Source organism: Roseibium sp., from assembly GCF_965229775.1.
GTDB lineage: Bacteria > Pseudomonadota > Alphaproteobacteria > Rhizobiales > Stappiaceae > Roseibium.
Genome location: NZ_OZ245929.1, coordinates 4,147,545 through 4,166,169, shown reverse-complemented (window position 1 = coordinate 4,166,169; position 18,625 = coordinate 4,147,545). Strand labels below are relative to the sequence as shown.

Annotated in this window: 12 protein-coding genes, 1 tRNA gene and 1 pseudogene; 11 read left to right on the top strand and 3 right to left on the bottom strand. The window is 56.5% G+C overall.

The genetic code is table 11. The annotated features are described in order from the left end of the window. Positions 1-431 precede the first annotated feature (431 nt). Entirely contained in the window at positions 432-1,532 is a 1,101-nt protein-coding gene (locus ACO07N_RS18785) for a COX15/CtaA family protein (protein WP_421982486.1), read from the bottom strand. 149 nt (positions 1,533-1,681) lie between these two features. Here ACO07N_RS18785 and ACO07N_RS18780 point away from each other — a divergent pair, with 149 nt between their 5' ends. Continuing rightward, complete coding sequence (locus tag ACO07N_RS18780; RefSeq protein WP_421982485.1) at positions 1,682-1,897, top strand: DUF2842 domain-containing protein; 216 nt, start codon at positions 1,682-1,684, stop codon at positions 1,895-1,897. Here ACO07N_RS18780 and ACO07N_RS18775 read toward each other — a convergent pair. Next, on the bottom strand, positions 1,857-2,888 hold the full coding sequence (locus tag ACO07N_RS18775) for a polysaccharide deacetylase family protein (RefSeq protein WP_421982484.1): 1,032 nt from the start codon (positions 2,886-2,888) through the stop codon (positions 1,857-1,859). The genes ACO07N_RS18780 and ACO07N_RS18775 overlap by 41 nt on opposite strands. A 212-nt stretch (positions 2,889-3,100) precedes the next feature. Between ACO07N_RS18775 and ACO07N_RS18770 the strand changes: the two genes are divergently transcribed. Beyond that, positions 3,101-4,309 carry a GNAT family N-acetyltransferase gene (locus ACO07N_RS18770; RefSeq protein WP_421982483.1) on the top strand — a complete coding sequence of 403 codons (1,209 nt, stop codon included), beginning with the start codon at positions 3,101-3,103 and terminating at the stop codon, positions 4,307-4,309. A gap of 123 nt (positions 4,310-4,432) precedes the next feature. Here ACO07N_RS18770 and ACO07N_RS18765 read toward each other — a convergent pair whose 3' ends face one another. Next, on the bottom strand, positions 4,433-6,871 hold the full coding sequence (locus tag ACO07N_RS18765; RefSeq protein ID WP_421982482.1) for an exopolysaccharide transport family protein: 2,439 nt from the start codon (positions 6,869-6,871) through the stop codon (positions 4,433-4,435). Positions 6,872-7,067: 196 nt separating this feature from the next. Here ACO07N_RS18765 and ACO07N_RS18760 point away from each other — a divergent pair, with 196 nt between their 5' ends. The 9 genes and pseudogenes from ACO07N_RS18760 (at position 7,068) to ACO07N_RS18720 (ending at position 18,619) form a co-directional block, all read left to right on the top strand. Then, the gene (locus ACO07N_RS18760; protein WP_421982481.1) at positions 7,068-7,625 is read left to right on the top strand and encodes a polysaccharide biosynthesis/export family protein; all 558 of its coding nucleotides are present in this window, start codon (positions 7,068-7,070) and stop codon (positions 7,623-7,625) included. A gap of 105 nt (positions 7,626-7,730) precedes the next feature. Next, complete coding sequence (locus ACO07N_RS18755; protein ID WP_421982480.1) at positions 7,731-8,960, top strand: glycosyltransferase; 1,230 nt, start codon at positions 7,731-7,733, stop codon at positions 8,958-8,960. Next, positions 8,960-10,567: an undecaprenyl-phosphate glucose phosphotransferase gene (locus ACO07N_RS18750; protein ID WP_421982479.1), complete on the top strand. Its 1,608-nt coding sequence runs from the start codon at positions 8,960-8,962 to the stop codon at positions 10,565-10,567. The genes ACO07N_RS18755 and ACO07N_RS18750 overlap by 1 nt, the downstream gene beginning before the upstream one ends. Next, a complete protein-coding gene (locus ACO07N_RS18745; protein WP_421982478.1) occupies positions 10,564-11,844 on the top strand; it encodes an O-antigen ligase family protein in 1,281 nt (426 codons plus the stop codon). Before ACO07N_RS18750 ends, ACO07N_RS18745 begins: the two co-directional genes overlap by 4 nt. Before the next feature lie 52 nt (positions 11,845-11,896). After that, positions 11,897-11,973, top strand: a tRNA-Pro gene (locus tag ACO07N_RS18740). Between the two features lie 260 nt (positions 11,974-12,233). Then, positions 12,234-12,965, top strand: a pseudogene (locus ACO07N_RS18735) (IS3 family transposase); the annotation flags it as partial. An 800-nt stretch (positions 12,966-13,765) separates the two neighbouring features. After that, positions 13,766-14,419, top strand: coding sequence for an N-6 DNA methylase (locus ACO07N_RS18730; RefSeq protein WP_421982477.1), 654 nt, complete (start codon positions 13,766-13,768; stop codon positions 14,417-14,419). Next, on the top strand, positions 14,416-16,023 hold the full coding sequence (locus ACO07N_RS18725) for an Eco57I restriction-modification methylase domain-containing protein (RefSeq protein WP_421982476.1): 1,608 nt from the start codon (positions 14,416-14,418) through the stop codon (positions 16,021-16,023). The genes ACO07N_RS18730 and ACO07N_RS18725 overlap by 4 nt, the downstream gene beginning before the upstream one ends. 175 nt (positions 16,024-16,198) lie before the next feature. Continuing rightward, positions 16,199-18,619 (top strand): restriction endonuclease, encoded by a 2,421-nt coding sequence (locus tag ACO07N_RS18720; protein WP_421982475.1) that lies wholly within the window; start codon positions 16,199-16,201, stop codon positions 18,617-18,619. Positions 18,620-18,625 lie beyond the last annotated feature (6 nt).

The following is an 18,625-nucleotide window of genomic DNA, read 5'->3' as shown; positions in this document are numbered from 1 at the left end:
TCACGGCTTGGATTGCAGGGTCAAGCCCTGCAATGACGATGGTTGTGGAGGCCATCAAAAGCCCAAAGTCTTGTCATTCCGGCTGAAGCGCAGCGGAAGGCCGGAACCCAGTAGCCACCTGTTTCTCTGTTTTTCTTCAACTTCCGGCCACAGGGAGTACTGGGTCCCGGTCTTGCCGCTTGCGCAGCAAACCGGGATGACAAATCCGGGAAACAGTTTCGAATCCAGACTTGGCGACGGAAGGAACTCGTCTTCTTGCTCAACGACACAAATTCAGCACTCCATTCCCACCCCGTCATGCCATGGCTCGACGATGGCATCCATGCCGTTTCCTTTCAAAATCCTGAGGCGGTGGAGAGGTCACGGCATGGATTGCAGGATCAAGTCCTGCAATGACGATGATTGGTGCGGCAAGATGCGCGTTTGGACCGCTACGCCCTGACCGGATAAGCGCCCTTGAGTGCGGCAAGGTGATCCACAGACGCGGCGAGGACGAAGACCGCGAAGCCCTGGTGGACAAGTGCCATCGACAGCGGCACCTGCCAGATCAGCGTCAGGATACCGAAGACCGCCTGAAGCAGAACGAAACCGCCGAGATGCGCGCCGGAACGCCTCAGGGAGCTGCGGCCACTCACCCGGAACGTCGACCACATCAGGATCAGCGCCAACACAATCAGCAGGTAGGCCGTCATCCTGTGCTGGAACTGCACGGTCAGCACGTTTTCGAAAAAGTTCAGCCACACCGGCTGGAGCAGCAGCAGGCCATCGGGGATGAACTGACCGTCCATCAACGGCCAGGTGTTGAAGGTCATGCCCGCGTTCAGGCCCGCGACGAGGCCGCCCAGGAACATCTGCACAAACACCACCGCGAGCACGACCGTGCTCAATCCGGTCAGCCTGTCCCTTTCCTCTGGCAACGGGTCTTCCAGCGGAGTGAGCCGCCGCGCGATCCAGAACAGATAGGCAAAAATGATCAGCGCAAGCGTCAGGTGGGTTGCAAGCCGGTACTGGCTGACATCGACACGATCGACCAGACCCGATGCGACCATCCACCAGCCGACAAAGCCCTGCAGCCCGCCAAGGGCGAGCCCGAGCAGCAGGCGCGGTTTGAGCCAGGGTTCGACACGGCCGGCAACCCAGAACGCCACCATGGGGACAAAAAAGGCGACGCCTATCACGCGGCCAAGCATCCTGTGGCCCCACTCCCACCAGAAGATGAACTTGAACTCTTCCAGGCTCATGCCCTTGTTGATGAGCTGGTACTCGGGAATCTGGCGGTACTTCTCCAGCTCTTCTTCCCATTCCGCTTCGCTGAGTGGCGGGATGACGCCGTGTATCGGCTTCCACTCGGTGATGGAAAGTCCGGATTCGGTCAATCGGGTCGCGCCGCCGACCACAACCATTGCCAGGATCAGAAGGCACACACCATAGAGCCACCAGCGGATCATGGCCCGGCTGCGTCTGATCCGTTCCAGCTTTGCAGGCGCAATCTGGGCGCTGGCAGCGCCCTCGCCGTTTGCAATCACGTTCATAAACCCGTCCCGGTTATTCCATCGCCGATTTGACCTTTGGTGTGCGGAGATATAGGTGCAATGACAACACGGCAAGCGGACTGAGACATTTTGCGTCAATCAGTCTCGAAATCCGCATCAGTCAATCGCTAAAACGGACACACCCGACGATGGTTCCCTCGTTTCGCAAATTTGTAGGCATGGTGCTTCTGGTCACCTTCGTGATCATCTACGCGTTCACGGCGATGGTGATCGGGGACATGACCCTGCAGCAGGCCTCAAACCTTGTCCGCTTTATCTATTTCGCGATTGCCGGCCTGTTGTGGGTGATACCGGCAGGCGCCATCATCTGGTGGATGGAAAGAAGCGGGAAAAACCGGACCTGACCCCGAAACCCGAGGCCGCCCAACGGGCGGCGCGATAGAGCGCGAAAGGTGCGCCCGTCAGATACTGATCGACGATGGCCGGCTCCTGGAAGCGACCGTTCAACGAGACCCTCGGCAACATCATCGGATCGCGCGCGTTCACCGACTGCAGAACACCGGGCAGTGTCGTCACCGAAGACGAAAAGCCGATGTCGCGGAGAATTTCGGCATCGCGCAGGCTGACCGCATGCGATTTTCCATAAGGGTAGGCAAAGTGCTTCGGCCGCCTGCCGAGCTCCCTCTCGAGGATCTTCAGGCCCTTGGTGACATCGGCGCGGGCCGATGAACTGTCCAGCCGCGCCAGCGCGAAGTGATCATGCGTGTGCGCCCCGATGGTGACGAGTTCGTCACTTGCCAGCTCGCGCACTTCGTCCCAGGTCATCATCTGCTCGTCCGCGAGACCGGCAAGATCGAGGTCATACTTCCCGGCAAGCGCGCGAATGATCTTGCGCTGGTCGAGCTCGCCGATTTCAAGCGTCAGGTAGTCGACGATGCGCTCGAAGCAGCTGTTCTTTTCAGCCGCCGTCCCGCATGGCAGGCCGTTTTCCTCGCCTGCCCGCGTAAATTCGACCGTCTCGTTTGCCGCAATGATCCGTTCCAGTGCCAGCCACCAGAGTTCGCTGGTGCGCTCGACGAGGCCGGTGGCGACGAAAACCGTGAACGGCGCCTGCAGGTCCTTCAGCACCGGATAGGCGACTTCGAGATTGTCGCGGTAACCGTCGTCGAAGGTCAGCACGGCATAGCGATGGTGGCCGTAGCCCGATTTCAGGAGATCGACCGCCTCGTCCAGCGATATGATTTCATAGCCGTTCGCGCGAATGCGTTCGACCGCAAGGCGGAGAAACTCCGGCGTGATTTCAAGATGGGCATTGGGCTGAAAGGCATCGTCACGGGCTGGTCGGACATGATGCATCATGAAAACGGCACCACATCCCTGTGTCAGCGGAGCCATCGCGCGTCCAAGACCGGATCCCTTCAGAACCCGGAATGCGCGCGAAACTGCTTTTTGACGAATGCCCATATGGCGCCGATGCCCGTTTATGAATTAAGCGCCATTAAGGCACGTATTCTTTAACAATTGTTGCTAAGTCTACCGGGCTCGAGATTGCCCGGCCAGCACAACCCAAAGTTTTCGTCAATGATCGTTTAAAATGGATTACCCCTATGTCAGCGGCAAATGCGACCAGCTTGAACTCAGGAGATGAAGGCGGCTTCGTGCAGAAATCGCAAGCCCTGCAGACCGTCTTGTCAGAAGACATTCAGGCGGCAGCGTCCGGCTGGAAACAGATGATGGCTGGCGGTTTCGGCAATCCCTATCAGTCCCCCGGCTGGCTTGCAGCCTGGAGCGAAACGATCGGCCGGGACCTCGATGTCACGCCCGTGATCGTGACCGTGCAACTTGACGACAAGCCGGTTCTTCTACTTCCGCTTGGGCTACAGAATTCCGCAGGCACCAGAACGCTGTCATTCCTTGGCTATCAGAACGGAAACCAGAACACCGCGATCTGGGATCGGGAGTTTTACCGGAGCGTGACAGAAAGGCAGATCTCGGAGGTTCTGACCAGTGTGTGCAGAGATGCCGAGGCCGATCTGCTGCTCCTGCAAAACGTCCCGGAGACCTGGAACGGCCGGCGCCATCCGCTTGTCCTCGACGGAGCGACACCCAGTCCGAGCCCGATCTTCACCCGCCGGCTCGCCGATGACTTCGAGACGCTTTTCCGTGAGACGCACAGCAAATCTTCGCGAAAGAACCTCTTGCGCAAACAAAGGCACCTGCAGTCGGTCGACGGATACCGCGTGATCAGGGCCGAAACCGAAACGGATCTGCGCAACGGGTTCGAAGCTTTTCTCGAACAAAGGTCAAAACGCGCGCAAGAGGCCGGCATTCCAAATGTTTTCGCAACCGCATCCGCGCGGCAATTCCTGGAAAGGATTCTCGGGCTTGCCGGCACGGAAACCGCCCACCGGGATCTGGACCTCTGGTTTCTCGAGGCGGACGGCAAGATCCGGTCAACCTACCTGTGTGCGCAGGGCGGCGGCACGATCCATGCCTACAGCAACAGCGTCGCACATGACGCGTTGTTGCCGAACAGCCCCGGCCTGGTCCTGATCAAGGAAATCGTCGAACGCGCCTGTTCTGATCCGCAGACGACGGAACTCGATCTCGGGCTGGGCGAAGAGCGGTACAAGACGTCCTGGGCTGAACCCGTACCTCTCAGGGATAGCCGCATGGCCGTTTCGCTGAAAGGCAACATCAAGAAGAACCTGGAAGCGCTTCGGTTGCAGGCAAAATCCGCGGTGCGGAATTCAGATGTGCTTTGGCCGCTGGTGCGGCAGATGCGCCGCTGGAAGTCTGCCGGCAGCGGATCGTAGTCCGAAAACTCCCACCCTGCTCAGCTTTTACTCTAGGCCCGTTTCATACCGGTCGCCGATGCGCGTCAAGCATGTTGCCCGCGCACGGGAACGTTTCGGCACGGGCATCTGGCAGCCGGTGCCTCACGCTGCGTGTCCGTCTCCGTTTCGGCGGGGATCCGGGGTCAAGTCCCCGGCGATCAGGACTTCCACCCTGGCTCCGGTGTTGTGTGCCAGCAGGTTGGCGGCGCTTTGCAGCTCGTGCCCGTGATCCGGTGCGCTCGCGGCGATGAACACGCGGTCGGCAAAGCTCAGCATGCGTGCACTTGCGAGCGATCCGTCAATTGCACCCAGATCGACGACGACCACCTCATAGGTGGACTTGATCGCATCAAGGGCGAGCCTGAAGCGATCCGACCTGACCATGTCGTCGGTGATGGCGAAGCGGCCGGATTCGATGATGTGGGCCTTCGACACCGCGTCCCGGTAAACCACCTTGGCAAACGGCATGCGGCCGGACACGACGTCCGAAAACCCTTCCGCGGCCCGGTTGTCGGCCTGGTCGGGGAAGACTTCGACAACCAGGGCAGACGCCCCGTTTCCGGCTGCCTTGCGCACAAGATCGAAAGCCAACTCGTGCGACAGGTTTTCGTCGTCGACGCTCAGGACAACGATCCGCCCCGTCACATCGATATCCTTGGAAAAGGATGCCTTGGGCTGTGTCTTCCAGGGAATGCCAGGTGTCTTGTCCGCCAGCGGCTCTAAGGCGGTTTCCTTGTCCAGCGGCGGCCTCGGCTCGTCCTTTGCAGGCGCCGGTTCATCATTGCCGCGCAGATTGTCCAGCCAGTCGGGCGACACATCCTGATCGTAATCACTCCTGGCATCGACGGGTTCGCCCCGGTGGCGCGTGCGCGTCCGGCGCGGCGATGAAGGAATGCCCGCAAGATCAACGACGCGTTCGGCATCGGGTGCCTGTTCGCGCGGCTGCCCGCGCTTCAAGTCAGGTGAAAGGTCGTAACTTGCCGAAGACACGCCATATCCCGGTGACCATCCCAGAGGATCGCGCGCAGACAGGTTGGCGCTCATGAACTGCCCGCCGCTCGAAGGCTCCATGGCGGGCGTACGCCGGTCCGGCCGCGCGTGCATTTGCGCAGATGACGAAGCGCCAGAGGCATTCACGCGGTAGAGGGCATCGCCTGAGAGAAAGGCGCGCATCAGCACGAGGGCACAGCCGAGTATGAAGGTCACAAGAGCGGCGATGATCGTGCTCGGAATGATCTTCGGCGCATAAGGCTCCACCGGGACGCTGGCGCGCGAAATGATGCGTGCGTCTGCCGGCAGCACCTGTGCACGAAGCCGGGAATCAGCTTCCTGAAAGCTGAGCATGAGCTGATCGAGCTGCGCGGCCTTGGCGTTCGCTTCCCGTTCCAGTTCGCTGAGGCGCGCCTGGTCGGCATTGGTCCGGGCGGCCGCCGTTTTCAGGTCCTCAAGCCGTGCTTCCAGCGCAAGCGCCTGCTGATTGGCCACTTTCGCATCGTTTTCCAGTCCCTGGAGAATCTTGCCCGCTTCCGAACGGATCTGCCGGTCATAGTCGGCAAGCTGAGACTCCAGCGAACGGAGCTGGGGATGGTTCGGCAACAGCGTGATCGACAATTCGGCAATGTTCGACTGGATCTCGACCTGCCGCTCCCGCAGCCTCTGGATCAGGGTCGAATTGAGCACATCGCTCGCCGTTTCGAGCGATCCGCCGGAATTGAGCAATTCCCTGAGCAGATCCGCTTTTGCCTGCGCCTCGGCCTTGGAGGCCTGCGCCGCGGAATAGTCGCTGCTGGTTTCGGCCAGCTGCTGCTGGTTGAGCGGAATGTTGTCGGCACCGATCAGAAGATCCGCCCGCGCCCTGAAATCGGCGACGGCCTGCCTCGCTGCCTGAACCTCCTTGCGCAGCTCGACGATCTGCGGCTCAAGCGCGGCGGAGGCCAGTTCCGTGGTTTCTCTCTTGGCGCTTGATTGCAGCGAGAGATATTCGTCCAGGATGGTGTTGGCGACCTTCGCGGCGAGAACGGGGTTTTCAGCGGAATAGTCGACCGCGATGACCCTGGAGCCCTCGAGCTGGTAGATATCGAGATTCTCGTAAAAGTGCTTGAGAACCCTCTCCTCCGCGCTGTTGCCCGCCGAGTCGCTTTTCAGGCCGATCGCGGTCAGGAGATCACCGATGAGAGACCCGTCGCCCCTGGCATCGAATTCGGGGATCGCCGCCAGGTTCAGCTTTGAGGCCACCCTGCGTGCGAGGTCCGCGGACATGAGCAACTGCACCTGGCTGGCAACCCCTTCGGCGTCCAGGAGCGCCCTCTCCTCTTCAATACCGCGCGACGCCCCGGGAAACTTGCTGTCGGTGCTCTCGATCAGAACCCTGGCTTCGCTCTTGTATTTGGGTGCGACGAACTGCAATCCGACGAAAACGGCAGCCGCCACGAGAAGCGTCAATGGCAGGAGCCAGCCCAAGGCACGGCCGATCGCGCGCAACAATCCGCCCAGATCAAGCGCCATGTCGTCTTCAGGGTGGGTCTGCCGATCAGCATTCATTGGGTTCTGTCTCCACATTCCGGCAAACTATCGCGAATTAGGGTAAGCGATCGGTTAAGCTTTCTGCAATTGCATGTTCGCCGGCGTTAATCTTTGCATCGGCCTCGGTTGTTTTGACAGGCCTGCGCAAAAACGCTCTTCACGCTCAATTAACCATAACACGCGATGCTGTCCTGGAATTGTAGGAGAGTCGCTGATGCGTACGAGAGCGCTTGTTGTTCTGGCCTTGTGCCTGGGCCTTGCCGCGTGCAGTGGATACAGACAGCCGCCAACGGCGTTTCATGAAACGCTGACACAGCCCTATCGCCTGGACTCCAGCGACAGGCTGCGCATCATCGTGTTTGGCCAGGACGACCTCTCCAACACTTATGTCATTGATCAGGCTGGTTATATTTCCTTCCCACTTATCGGCAGTGTTGCTGCAAGGGGCAAAACCCAGCAGGGACTTGCCGCCGAGATTGCCGCCAAATTGCGGCAGGGATATATCCGCAATCCGGATGTTTCCGTGGAAGTTGATACCTATCGCCCGGTCTTCATCATGGGCGAAGTGCAAAATGCAGGCCAGTACAACTATGTGGCGGGCATGACAGTGCAGAATGCCATCGCCACCGCCGGCGGTTTCAGCTCCAGAGCACAGCAGACCAACGTCGACATCACCCGGCAGATTAATGGTGAAGTTCTAAACGGCCGTGTTCCCATTTCGGACCCGATCCGCCCGGGAGACACCATTTACGTTCGGGAACGCTATTTCTAAAACGCCCCCCATTAACGGTGGACTCATCTCCGTTTGATACGGTGCAGCCTCAATACCTCACGGGTTCAAAAAGAAACCCGGGGGTAAGAACAGGGAAACTGCACCATGACAACGACCCCAATGCGGATCGTGCATTGTGTCCGTTCGCCTATTGGCGGGATTTTCCGTCATATACGCGATCTGGCGACCGCTCAGTCGGAAGCCGGGCACGATGTCGGCGTAATTTGTGACAGCAGTACGGGCAGCGAATTCGACAACAGGCTGATGGACGAGATCAGGCCAAGGCTCTCTCTCGGTCTGGCACGCTTTCCGATGCAACGGCAACTCACCTTTCAGGACATGTCCGCGGCACTGACCCTTTACCGGCACGTGCGCGACCTTCGTCCCGACGTCCTGCACGGGCACGGCGCGAAGGGCGGAGCCTATGCCCGGCTGATCGGGACGGTGCTGCGCGTGCGCGGCAACAAGGTCGCGCGCGTCTATTGTCCGCACGGCGGCAGCCTTCACTACGATCCGAACCGGTTCGAGGGCCGCGTCTATCATACGCTCGAATACCTGCTCGGGCGTCTGACCGACGGCATCGTCTTCGTCTCCGATTACGAGGCGGCGGCGTATGAAAGCAAGGTCGGCCTGCCGAAAGCAAAGACGCGCATGGTCTATAACGGCCTGACACCTGCCGAGTTCACGCCCATCCCAGCCAGCGCGGATGCGGGTGACTTCCTCTATATCGGCATGCTGCGGGATCTGAAGGGACCGGATCTCTTCATCGAAGCGCTTTACAACATCCGCCTGAAGACCGGCACTGCGCCCAGCGCCCATATCGTTGGCGAGGGACCTGACGAAGAGCGTTACCGCAAGCTGGTCTCCTCTCTCGGGCTGGAAAAGTCCATCACGTTCCATGGCGCTCTTGCCGCGCCCGACGCCTTCAAGCTGGCGAACACCGTCGTGGTGCCCTCGCGCGCGGAGGCCATGCCGTACATCATCCTGGAAACGGTTGCCGCGCAGCGGCCCCTGATCGCAACGCGTGTCGGCGGCATTCCGGAGGTTTTCGGAAAATATGCTGACCGCCTGATCGAACCGGGTCATATCGGGAAGCTCACGGTCGCGATGGAAAATGCCTTGTCGGAACCGGAGCGTATGGCCGCCGACGCGAAGGAACTGCGCAGCTGCCTCGCCGAGACATTTTCCGTCGAGCTCATGAGCGACCGGATCACCACACTTTACCAGGAAATCAAGGGCCTCAAGCCCCAGGAGGTTTCCGTTTCAGGTGCGAAAGAGACCGTCAGCGCACGCGCCAGGCCTCAATCCGTCTATGCCAGATCGAGCAACCGATAATGAGCAATCCAGCCCTCAAACCTTCTCAGACCGTCCACCGGGAGCCGGAAGGCAATGCCGGCATAGATCTGCGGCAGAACCTGGAAAGGCAGTTCCGGCACAGCGTCGATGACGCGATCGGCCCGCAGAACTTTCATGCGTTGCCCACGGCCGAAAACGGGCTTTCCGTTGCCGCGCTGCAGCTTGCCCAAAGTCTCGGCGGCAAGGGGATCTCCGTTCCCGTCCTGACCGGGCTCGTCAGGTTGACCGACGTGGTTCTGATCATGCTCAGCGCCGGCGCCGCCGTTTTCGCTGGCGGCGGCGACCTCGCCGCCGGCTGGTCCGCCGTCTTTGCGACCCTGGCAGCCGTTCTGTTCACCCTCGCCTTCTTCCAGGCAGCCGACGTCTACCAGGTTTCGGTGATGCGCCAGGGATTGTCGCAGCTCGGGCGCGTTGCGGCCGGGTGGACGCTTGTCTTTGCGATGTTTGCCCTTTTGCGCTCGACCACGGGGATCGGCACAGGATTGCCCGACCCCTGGATCGGCGCATGGTTCGCGCTCGGATTGACGGGGCTCTGCCTGTCGCGCCTTGTCGTCTATTCGCTTGTGCGCCACTGGATGACCCGCGGCCGGCTCGAACGGCGCGCGATCATCGTCGGCGGCGGAACGGCGGCGGCGGAACTGATCCACGAGATCGAGGCCCAGCCCGACAACGACATCCGTATCTGCGGCATTTTCGACGACCGCGCCAACGACAGGTCCCCTCCGGTCGTGGCCGGGTATCCGAAGCTTGGAAACATCAGCGCCCTCGTGGAGTTCGCGCGCCTTGCCCGGATCGACATGCTGATCGTCTGCATTCCCCTGCGCGCTGAAAAGCGGGTTCTGCAGCTTCTGAAGAAGCTCTGGATCCTGCCGGTCGACATCCGTCTGTCCGCACACACGGACAAGGTCCGATTCCGCAACCGGGGCACATCCTTCATCGGCACGGTTCCCTTTGTCGACGTCGTCGAGAAACCGATCGCCAATTGGGACATGGTCGGCAAGCGCATCTTCGATCTCGTGTTCGCGACTGCGGCGATCGTGGCGCTGTTCCCGCTCATGATTGCAGCGGCGATCGCCATTCGCCTCGACAGCAAGGGGCCGATCCTGTTCCGTCAGAAACGTTATGGCTTCAACAACGAGATCATCGAAGTCCTGAAATTCCGGTCCATGTATACCGAGATGTCGGATCCCGACGCCAAGCAGGTCGTGACCAAAGGCGACCCGCGCGTCACCCGCGTCGGCCGTTTCATCCGCAAGACGTCGATCGACGAGTTGCCGCAACTCTTCAACGTCCTGGCGGGCACGCTGTCGCTTGTCGGCCCGCGGCCGCACGCGGTCAACGCGCATACCGACAACACCACCTGGGACGATGTGGTCGACGGCTACTTCGCCCGACACAAGGTCAAGCCGGGCGTGACCGGCTGGGCCCAGATCAACGGGTGGCGCGGTGAAGTCGACACGCAGGAAAAGATCGAAAAACGGGTCGAATGCGATGTCTACTATATCGAGAACTGGTCGATCCTGTTCGACCTGAAAATCCTCCTGCTGACACCGTTCCGGCTGCTCAATACGGAGAACGCCTATTGAGCACCGTTGCCGGATATTCTGGCGCTTACGGACCGCACGCGCCGATTGGCCTGCCTGTCAGGAGCCTGGGCAACGGCGCGCTTTGGCTTGCCGCGTTCCTGTCCGGTTTCGTGATCGAGGAGCCCGCCCCTTACGAGCTCTACATGGCTTTGCTCACGGTGGTCTGGCTCGCCTGCGGGCTGAAGCTGCGGCGCGAGTTCGGACCGCTGATCATCTGCCTGATGCTCTACATCACCGGCGGCATCGCCTCGGTCCCGATCGCGAACGACTTCGGCGACGCGTCCATGTACATGGCCGTGTCCGGATTCCTGGCGATCACCGCCATCTTCTATGCCGCGATCCTGGCCGAAAAGCCGGAGCGGTTCCGCATCATCCAGAACGGATACACGGTCAGCGCCGTCTTGGTGTCCTCGGTCGGCATCGCCGGCTATTTTCAGCTGTTCCCGGGCGCGGACTATTTCACGCTTTATGACCGGGCGCGCGGCACCTTCAAGGATCCCAATGTTTTCGGGCCGTTTCTTGTCCTGCCGGCGCTGCTGATCATTCAAAAGCTGCTGCGCGAGTCGGTTCTGAAAAACGTCTTGTTGCTGCTCCCGCTGACGGTGCTGCTGCTCGGCATTTTCCTGAGCTTTTCCAGGGGGGCCTGGGGCGTGCTCTTCGCCGGCGTGCTGGTCGTCTATTTCCTTGCCCTGGTGGCGGAGCAAAGCAACCGGCGCAGGATGCGCCTGATCATGATGGGATTTACCGGCGTGCTGGCCGTCTTCGCGCTTCTGGCAGCCGCGCTCTCCATCGATACCGTTGCGGAGATGTTCGAACAGCGGGCTCGCCTGGTCCAGGACTACGACAGCGCCCGGCTTGGCCGGTTCGCGCGCTATGCGCTCGGTTTTCAGCTGGTGATGGAACACCCGCTCGGCCTCGGGACGCTCGGTTTCCGGAACTATTTCCCGGAAGACACCCACAATGTCTACCTGAAGAGCTTCACGACCTATGGCTGGCTCGGCGGCGTCACCTATATCGTGCTGGCGCTCTGGACGGTTTCAGCCATGGTGCCGCTCCTGTTCAAGTCGCGGCCCTGGACCGGGTTCACCCAGTGCGTCTTCGCCGTTTTCCTCGCTCACCTGATCCTGTCGGTGATCATCGATACCGACCGCTGGCGGCACATGTACATGCTCTACGGGCTCGCCTGGGGCCTGATTGCGGCCGACAGGATTGAGACCCGGCGATCCCGCTCCGGTTTTGCGATAGGGAGCCGGATGGGTGGACAAAGCCGGTCCTGACCCCAACAAGCGGCTTGCGCTTGGAAAGCGAACAAGATAGGTAGAACCCGTTCGGGCAGTAGCGCAGCCTGGTAGCGCACTTCACTGGGGGTGAAGGGGTCGTCGGTTCAAATCCGGCCTGCCCGACCATTCTAGACAATTGAACTTATTGTCTATTTTACTCTTCCTGCATCATAGAATTCCGATTTGACAAAGCTGCTTGGCACACTCTTGGCACAGCAGGTTCAATCATGGCTTCGATCAGAAAGCGCTCTGGCAAATATCACGTTCAGGTCAGGCGGCAGGGTTTCCCAAAGCAGACAAAGAGCTTTTCCCACCTCAAAGATGCAAAAGAATGGGCTCGACAAAAGGAGCTTGAAGCGGACAGAGGCGAGCTGGAGAGCACCAAGGCAGATCTCAAAAAGTACACCTTGGGTGACATCATTACCCGGTATCTGGATGAGGTTGGCCGTTACGGCTACCGTCGGATTGCTGCTTTGCTCAGAGAGGCCGGTTGGCATGTGAATGACAAGCGTGTTGAGCGACTTTGGCGACGAGAGGGGCTGAAAGTTCCTATGAAACAACCGAAGAGAGGGCGGCTCTGGCTGAACGACGGATCATGTGTCCGGTTGCGACCAGAGTATCCCAATCATGTCTGGAGTTATGACTTCGTGCATTGCCGAACCAATGAAGGAAAGGCCTTCCGGACTCTGAACATCCTGGACGAGTATTCCCGAGAGTGCCTGGCAATCCGGGTGAAGCGAAGGCTGAACTCCACCGACGTGATTGATGTGCTGACGGATCTCTTCATCCTTCGAGGTGTTCCAGCCAACATCAGATCAGACAACGGGCCGGAGTTCGTTGCTCAAGCCGTCAGGGACTGGATCAACGCTGTGGGTGCCAAGACCGCTTATATCGAACCAGGTTCGCCATGGGAAAACGGATATTGCGAGAGCTTCAACGCCCGGCTCCGTGACGAACTGCTGGACGGAGAAATCTTCTACAGCCTGAAGGAAGCGCAAATCCTGATTGAACAATGGAGGAAACATTACAATACTAAGCGTCCGCACAGCGCATTGGGCTACCGACCACCGGCACCGGAGACCATCGTCCGGATGGACCAAAGCCCAGTCGTGCACTAACAATCAAAATGGACCACTCAGGTGGGGCAGATCAAATAGATCTAGAGCTAACGCCGTTTCTTCGAATGTCCAATTCGGATTACCATGCCCTTTTGTTATCGGCATCTGATCGTCCTTTGTTGATCTGGTGCTTTCTGAATGGAAGTAATCTTTGCTTTTGCCTACTCGTGGTTCTAACAAATTGCCATGCAGAGACTGAAAAATAATTGACGAAACGCTGCCTCTGCGCAACAGTCTGCAACCATAGGTAAATATCTGGTTATAAATTATGGTTGCACCGATCCTTCGCCCAAACGATCAAAAAGAGCGGGTTTCTCACAATTACCTAACGGTAATTGTGACCGGCGATAGCTTTTCCGTGCCCGAGTCGGAGAAGCAAACGTCGATTGAACAACCTCTGATGGTCCTGAAATTGAGGCGATGGGCATGCTCTGCGACCGGCGTGACAATGGTCAATCAACCTGATGCCTTCTGGGTCTCCATCAGGAAAAAAATTCGAATCATAAATGGATCTGGCATTGGCCGACCTTCGGCTTGCCCGCGCTGGCTTCGTAGGTATGTTACAAGAGTAACATCGCTATGGAAAGAGCATGAGCGATGTCCAGTGAGGAGAAGCAATAGATGTCTTCCAGGGAGAAGATGCTCCATATCCGCCTCGACGCGGAAGTTCACCGTAATCTTCGGATCATTGCGGCCACTGACGACATGTCGTTGCAGGAACTGGTGTCATCGGTGCTGAGATCAGCCGTCGCCGATCGTCTTAGTCATGCATCAGGCGAACGGATAGAGATTGTAAGAAAATGAGTTTGATACGCTCAAAGAAGAGAGTTGCTGACCATGGTGAAGTGTTCACCCCACCCTGGCTGGTGGAGGTAATGCTTAATTTGGTTGAAAACGAAGCTGATCGAATAAACTCGCGGTTCCTGGAGCCCGCTTGCGGAAGTGGAAACTTTCTGGTGCAGGTTTTGCGCCGAAAGCTCGCTGCAGTTGAAATGAAATATGGAAGGTCGGACTTCGATAGAAAGCACTTTGCCCTTTATGGCTTGATGTCAATTTATGGCATCGAACTGTTGGAAGACAATATTTCAGAGTGCCACAACAATATCATTGAGTTGTTTGCGGAGTACCTTGGCGTGCAGAGCACTGAGGAGTTTTGTTCTGCAGCCTCAGCGGTACTTTCTCTTAATCTCGTTCATGGTGACGCGCTTAGTATGCGCGCGATCGATGGGTCTCACATTGTTTTCTCGGAGTGGGGTTATTTGGGTCGAGGCAAATTCCAGCGTCGTGATTTTCGCTTGGAATCCCTCACAAGATCCGCTGACTTCCATTCAGGTAGTCTTTTGAACGTAAATCCAGGTAAGCATGAGTTATTCACACCAGTTGCTTCATTCCCACCTATGAAAGTTCGAGAAATAGCCGAGCTTGGAAGCAGGCTTCCGAAGGAGTGTGCATGAGTAACCAAGCCAGTTTTGGATTGCGTGGACGAAACCCGGATGTTTTGACATGCATCGCAAATCTATCGAACGACGAAGTCTTTACGCCTCCCGAGTTCGCAAACCAGATGCTGGACGAGTTGGCGAAAGCTTGGGCCGAAGCACATGCTGGAGCAAATCTCTGGTCAAATAAGGCCGTTAGGTTTCTTGATCCGTGTGCAAAATCTGGTGTCTTTTTGCGTGAAATTACGAACCGCCTTACTGAGGGTTTAGTTGATGAATTTCCTGACCTGCGAGATCGAGTAGACCATATTCTGTCCAAGCAAGTATTCGGAATTGGTATAACAAACCTGACAAGTATGCTCGCCAGGCGAAGCGTGTACTGCTCCAAGCATGCGAATAGCGAGCACTCGATTTCGAGGCGCTTCAATTCCCAAGATGGTAACATTTGGTTCGAACGGACGAAGCACACTTGGTCTCAAGGCCGATGCGTATTTTGCGGAGCAAGCCAACAAGCGATGGACCGAGGTGACTCCCTTGAAACGCATGCTTATGCGTTCATTCACACGGAAAATGTCAAATCTCGAGTCGCAGAGATATTTGGAGACAATATGCAGTTCGACGTCGTAATTGGAAACCCTCCGTACCAAATGTCCGGAGGAGGCGGAGGGACCAACGACTCTCCTATCTACCAACACTTTGTTCGGCAAGCCAAGGCACTCGAGCCGCGCTACCTCTGCATGGTTATTCCATCTAGATGGATGGCGGGAGGGCGCGGTTTGGGAGACTTTCGGGCAGAGTTTCTTGGCGATAATCATGTCCGCAAACTGGTCGACTATGAGAATGCTAAGGAGCCTTTTCCCACAGTTGGGATCGGCGGGGGAATTTGTTACTTCCTTTGGGATCGAGAGAATCCAGGCTCTTGCGAGAGCAAGTATCACAAGAACGGTGAAGTAGTCGGTCCGGATGAACGTCAGCTGGACGAGTTCGACGTTTTTGTCCGAGACAAGCGTTCTGTAGATATTCTGCGTAAAGTATTGAAATTTAAAGAACCGATGTTTGATGGGCTTGTCAGCGGCGACACGCCGTTTGGATTGGCAACCAACTTCTCGGCTTACGCTCGTGATAGCGATCCTGTCGGTGGTCAAATTCGAATTTATGCAAACAAGGGCACAAAAAGGGTCAAAGGCGCGCTGGCCCGCGAGGGGATACGAAAAAACGAACATCTCATTGATGTTTGGAAACTCCTCTTGCCTGTAGCTGGATCGGGTCGCGAACGAGAGCGAACCGGAGTGGACGTTGTGCTTGGACCTCCGATAGTTGCAGAGCCAGGTTCAGTATGCACGCAGACCTATCTCGCCGCAGGTCCATTTGCTTCAGAAGCAGAGGTGCAAAGCGCTGAAAGCTACTTGCAGACCCGCCTTGCGAGATTTCTGGTTTCACTGAGGAAACCTGCTCAACACGTCTTCCGAGGAATGTACGGATGGGTTCCAATTCAATCATGGGACAGACAGTGGACGGACGCTGAACTTTACAAAAAGTACTCAATTTCATCTCGAGAGCAGAAGTATATCGAGGCGATGATTAGACCAATGGGTGCAAGCGCAGCCTCACAGAATGACTAGATCGATTGACGACATTCTGGCTCCCAAGCCAAAGGCGCGGCCTAGGATCTATGCGTATTCAATCGCAGACGAAGCGCATGCTGGGCTCCTTAAGATCGGCCAAACCACCAGAGACGTCAGACAACGGGTCTCAGAGCAACTTAGAACCGCGGCCATAAGGAACTACCGAATTGAGTTGGATGAGAGTGCCGAACGCGAAGATGGCACTGTATTCACCGATCATGAAGTTAGGGCGGCTCTAGTCACTAAGGGATTTGAGAACACCGAACTAGAGTGGATGCGTTGCTCCTTTGAAGACGTACAAAGCGTTTTAACTGAACTACGAACCGGCAAACGTGTCGGCAGATCCCGCCACCAGAGCTTTCCAATGCGTCAAGAGCAGGCAGACGCGGTAAATGCAACGCACAGCTATTTTCTTTCCAGATGGGCAGAAGATATGCATGCAGTACCTCGTTTTCTCTGGAACGCTAAAATGCGATTTGGAAAAACGTTTGCAACGTATCAACTCGCTCGAAAGCTGGGGGCAAAACGGGTTCTAGTAGTAACCTTCAAGCCGGCAGTCGAGGATGCTTGGCAAACTGATCTAGAAGCTCATTTGGACTTTGACGGTTGGCAGTACCTCTCGAAGAGTTCACGGACCGACCCCACGGAAATAGATCGATCTAAACCAGTTGTGTACTTCGGTTCATTTCAAGATTTGCTTGGTAGGGACTGGGCTGGAAACATCAAACCTAAAAATGAATGGTTGCATATCATTAATTGGGATTTGGTTGTTTTTGATGAATATCATTTTGGTGCCTGGCGAGAAACAGCGAAGGAGTTATTTGAAGGGGAAGAGGGCTCAGTTTCCAAAAAGGAAGCAAAGCTTGAGTATGCGGCAGGGCTCGGAGAGGTAAACGAAGACCTTAATGTTCTCTCCAGCGAAGAAAAAGAATTCTTACCCATTACAACTCGGGCCTATTTATACCTTTCGGGAACTCCGTTTAAGGCTTTGGCGACGGGCGAGTTCATAGAAGAGCAAATCTTCAACTGGACCTACACGGATGAACAGCGAGCTAAAGAACGCTTCGCGCACGAAAATCCTACTGAATGGAATCCATATGCCGCCCTTCCACAGTTGCGCTTACTTACTTATCAAATGCCTGATGAATTGCTGGCTGTTGCAAGTGACGGAGAGTTTGACGAATTCGATCTTAACGAGTTCTTTTCAGCGAAGGCTGTGGGGCCACTTTCGCAGTTTACACACAAGGATGAGGTTCAAAAATGGTTGGATATTATCCGCGGGCAGTATGCCCCAAGAACTGTTGAGAGCCTAAAAACGGGGACTAGGCCTCCTTTTCCTTATTCTGATGTTCGTTTGCTGCCTTATCTTCAACATTCGTTTTGGTTTCTACCGGACGTGGCTGCATGTCATGCGATGGCAAATCTCCTGTCTGAGCGGCAAAACACCTTCTGGCACGACTACAAGGTTGTTGTTGCAGCAGGCGCTGCTGCAGGCGTAGGTTTGGATGCTTTGCCTCCCGTCAGAAAGGCCATCGGAAGTGGGTTTGATACAAAGACCATCACGCTTTCATGTGGAAAACTGACTACTGGTGTAACTGTACCTCAATGGTCTTCAATACTAATGCTCCGGAACCTGAAGTCGCCTGAAACCTATTTTCAGGCAGCTTTCCGGGTTCAATCTCCATGGACAATAAAGAATCCAAATGGAGATAATCCCGCTGAGGAAGAAATACTTAAACCAGTCTGCTTTGTATTTGACTTTGCACTGACTAGGGCGCTTCGTCAGCTTGCTGAGTATGGCATTGGGCTGGCTCCTCATGAACCAAACCCAGAGAACGCAGTAAAAGACCTCGTCTCGTTTCTTCCAGTGTTGGCCTATGACGGATCCAACATGACCCAGGTCGACGCTGGTGGCATACTGGACATTGCGATGGCTGGAACCTCCGCCACCTTGCTCGCGCGAAAATGGGAAAGCGCGATGCTGGTTAACGTCGATAATGAAACCCTTCGCCGGGTTCTTGAAAATCCAGAAGCAATCGCGGCCGTTGAAAGAATTGAGGGTTGGCGTTCGCTTGGCGATAACATCATTGAGACGATTATAAACAAAAGTGAAAAGGTCAAAGAACTTAAGAGAAAAGCTAAAACAGGTGATCTTTCTGAAGGTGATAAGAGAGAACTCACGACCGAGGAGAAAGAGTACAAGTCGAAGCGCAAGCAAATTCAGGAAAAGTTGATAAAGTTCGCGACTCGGATCCCTGCGTTTATGTACTTGACGGATTTTCGCGAAAACACACTACAAGACGTAATTACAAAACTGGAGCCAGAACTCTTTCTGGCGGTTACAGGATTAACTGTCAGAGATTTCCATCTGCTCGTTCAGCTAAAAGTGTTCAACACTGAGCAGATGAACCAAGCTGTCTTTGCGTTCCGAAGGTACGAGGATGCCTCTCTAAGGTACACCGGAATTGAGAGCCACGAAGGACTCACGCACTACGGTCTTTACGATACTGTAGTTGGGAAGGAAAGCACAGGTGATGATGAGGATGATCCCAACACAGATGATCCTGGACCTATGATCCGAGACCTAGAGTGATAAGAG

Bases quoted from the DNA above. Each gene is read 5' to 3' on its own strand.
- ACO07N_RS18725 (WP_421982476.1), top strand. From the start codon at position 14,416: ATGAGTAACCAAGCCAGTTTTGGATTGCGTGGACGAAACCCGGATGTT.
- ACO07N_RS18755 (WP_421982480.1), top strand. From the start codon at position 7,731: ATGACAACGACCCCAATGCGGATCGTGCATTGTGTCCGTTCGCCTATT.
- ACO07N_RS18730 (WP_421982477.1), top strand. From the start codon at position 13,766: ATGAGTTTGATACGCTCAAAGAAGAGAGTTGCTGACCATGGTGAAGTG.
- ACO07N_RS18765 (WP_421982482.1), bottom strand. From the start codon at position 6,871: ATGAATGCTGATCGGCAGACCCACCCTGAAGACGACATGGCGCTTGAT.
- ACO07N_RS18760 (WP_421982481.1), top strand. From the start codon at position 7,068: ATGCGTACGAGAGCGCTTGTTGTTCTGGCCTTGTGCCTGGGCCTTGCC.
- ACO07N_RS18750 (WP_421982479.1), top strand. From the start codon at position 8,960: ATGAGCAATCCAGCCCTCAAACCTTCTCAGACCGTCCACCGGGAGCCG.
- ACO07N_RS18770 (WP_421982483.1), top strand. From the start codon at position 3,101: ATGTCAGCGGCAAATGCGACCAGCTTGAACTCAGGAGATGAAGGCGGC.
- ACO07N_RS18785 (WP_421982486.1), bottom strand. From the start codon at position 1,532: ATGAACGTGATTGCAAACGGCGAGGGCGCTGCCAGCGCCCAGATTGCG.
- ACO07N_RS18775 (WP_421982484.1), bottom strand. From the start codon at position 2,888: ATGGCTCCGCTGACACAGGGATGTGGTGCCGTTTTCATGATGCATCAT.
- ACO07N_RS18780 (WP_421982485.1), top strand. From the start codon at position 1,682: ATGGTTCCCTCGTTTCGCAAATTTGTAGGCATGGTGCTTCTGGTCACC.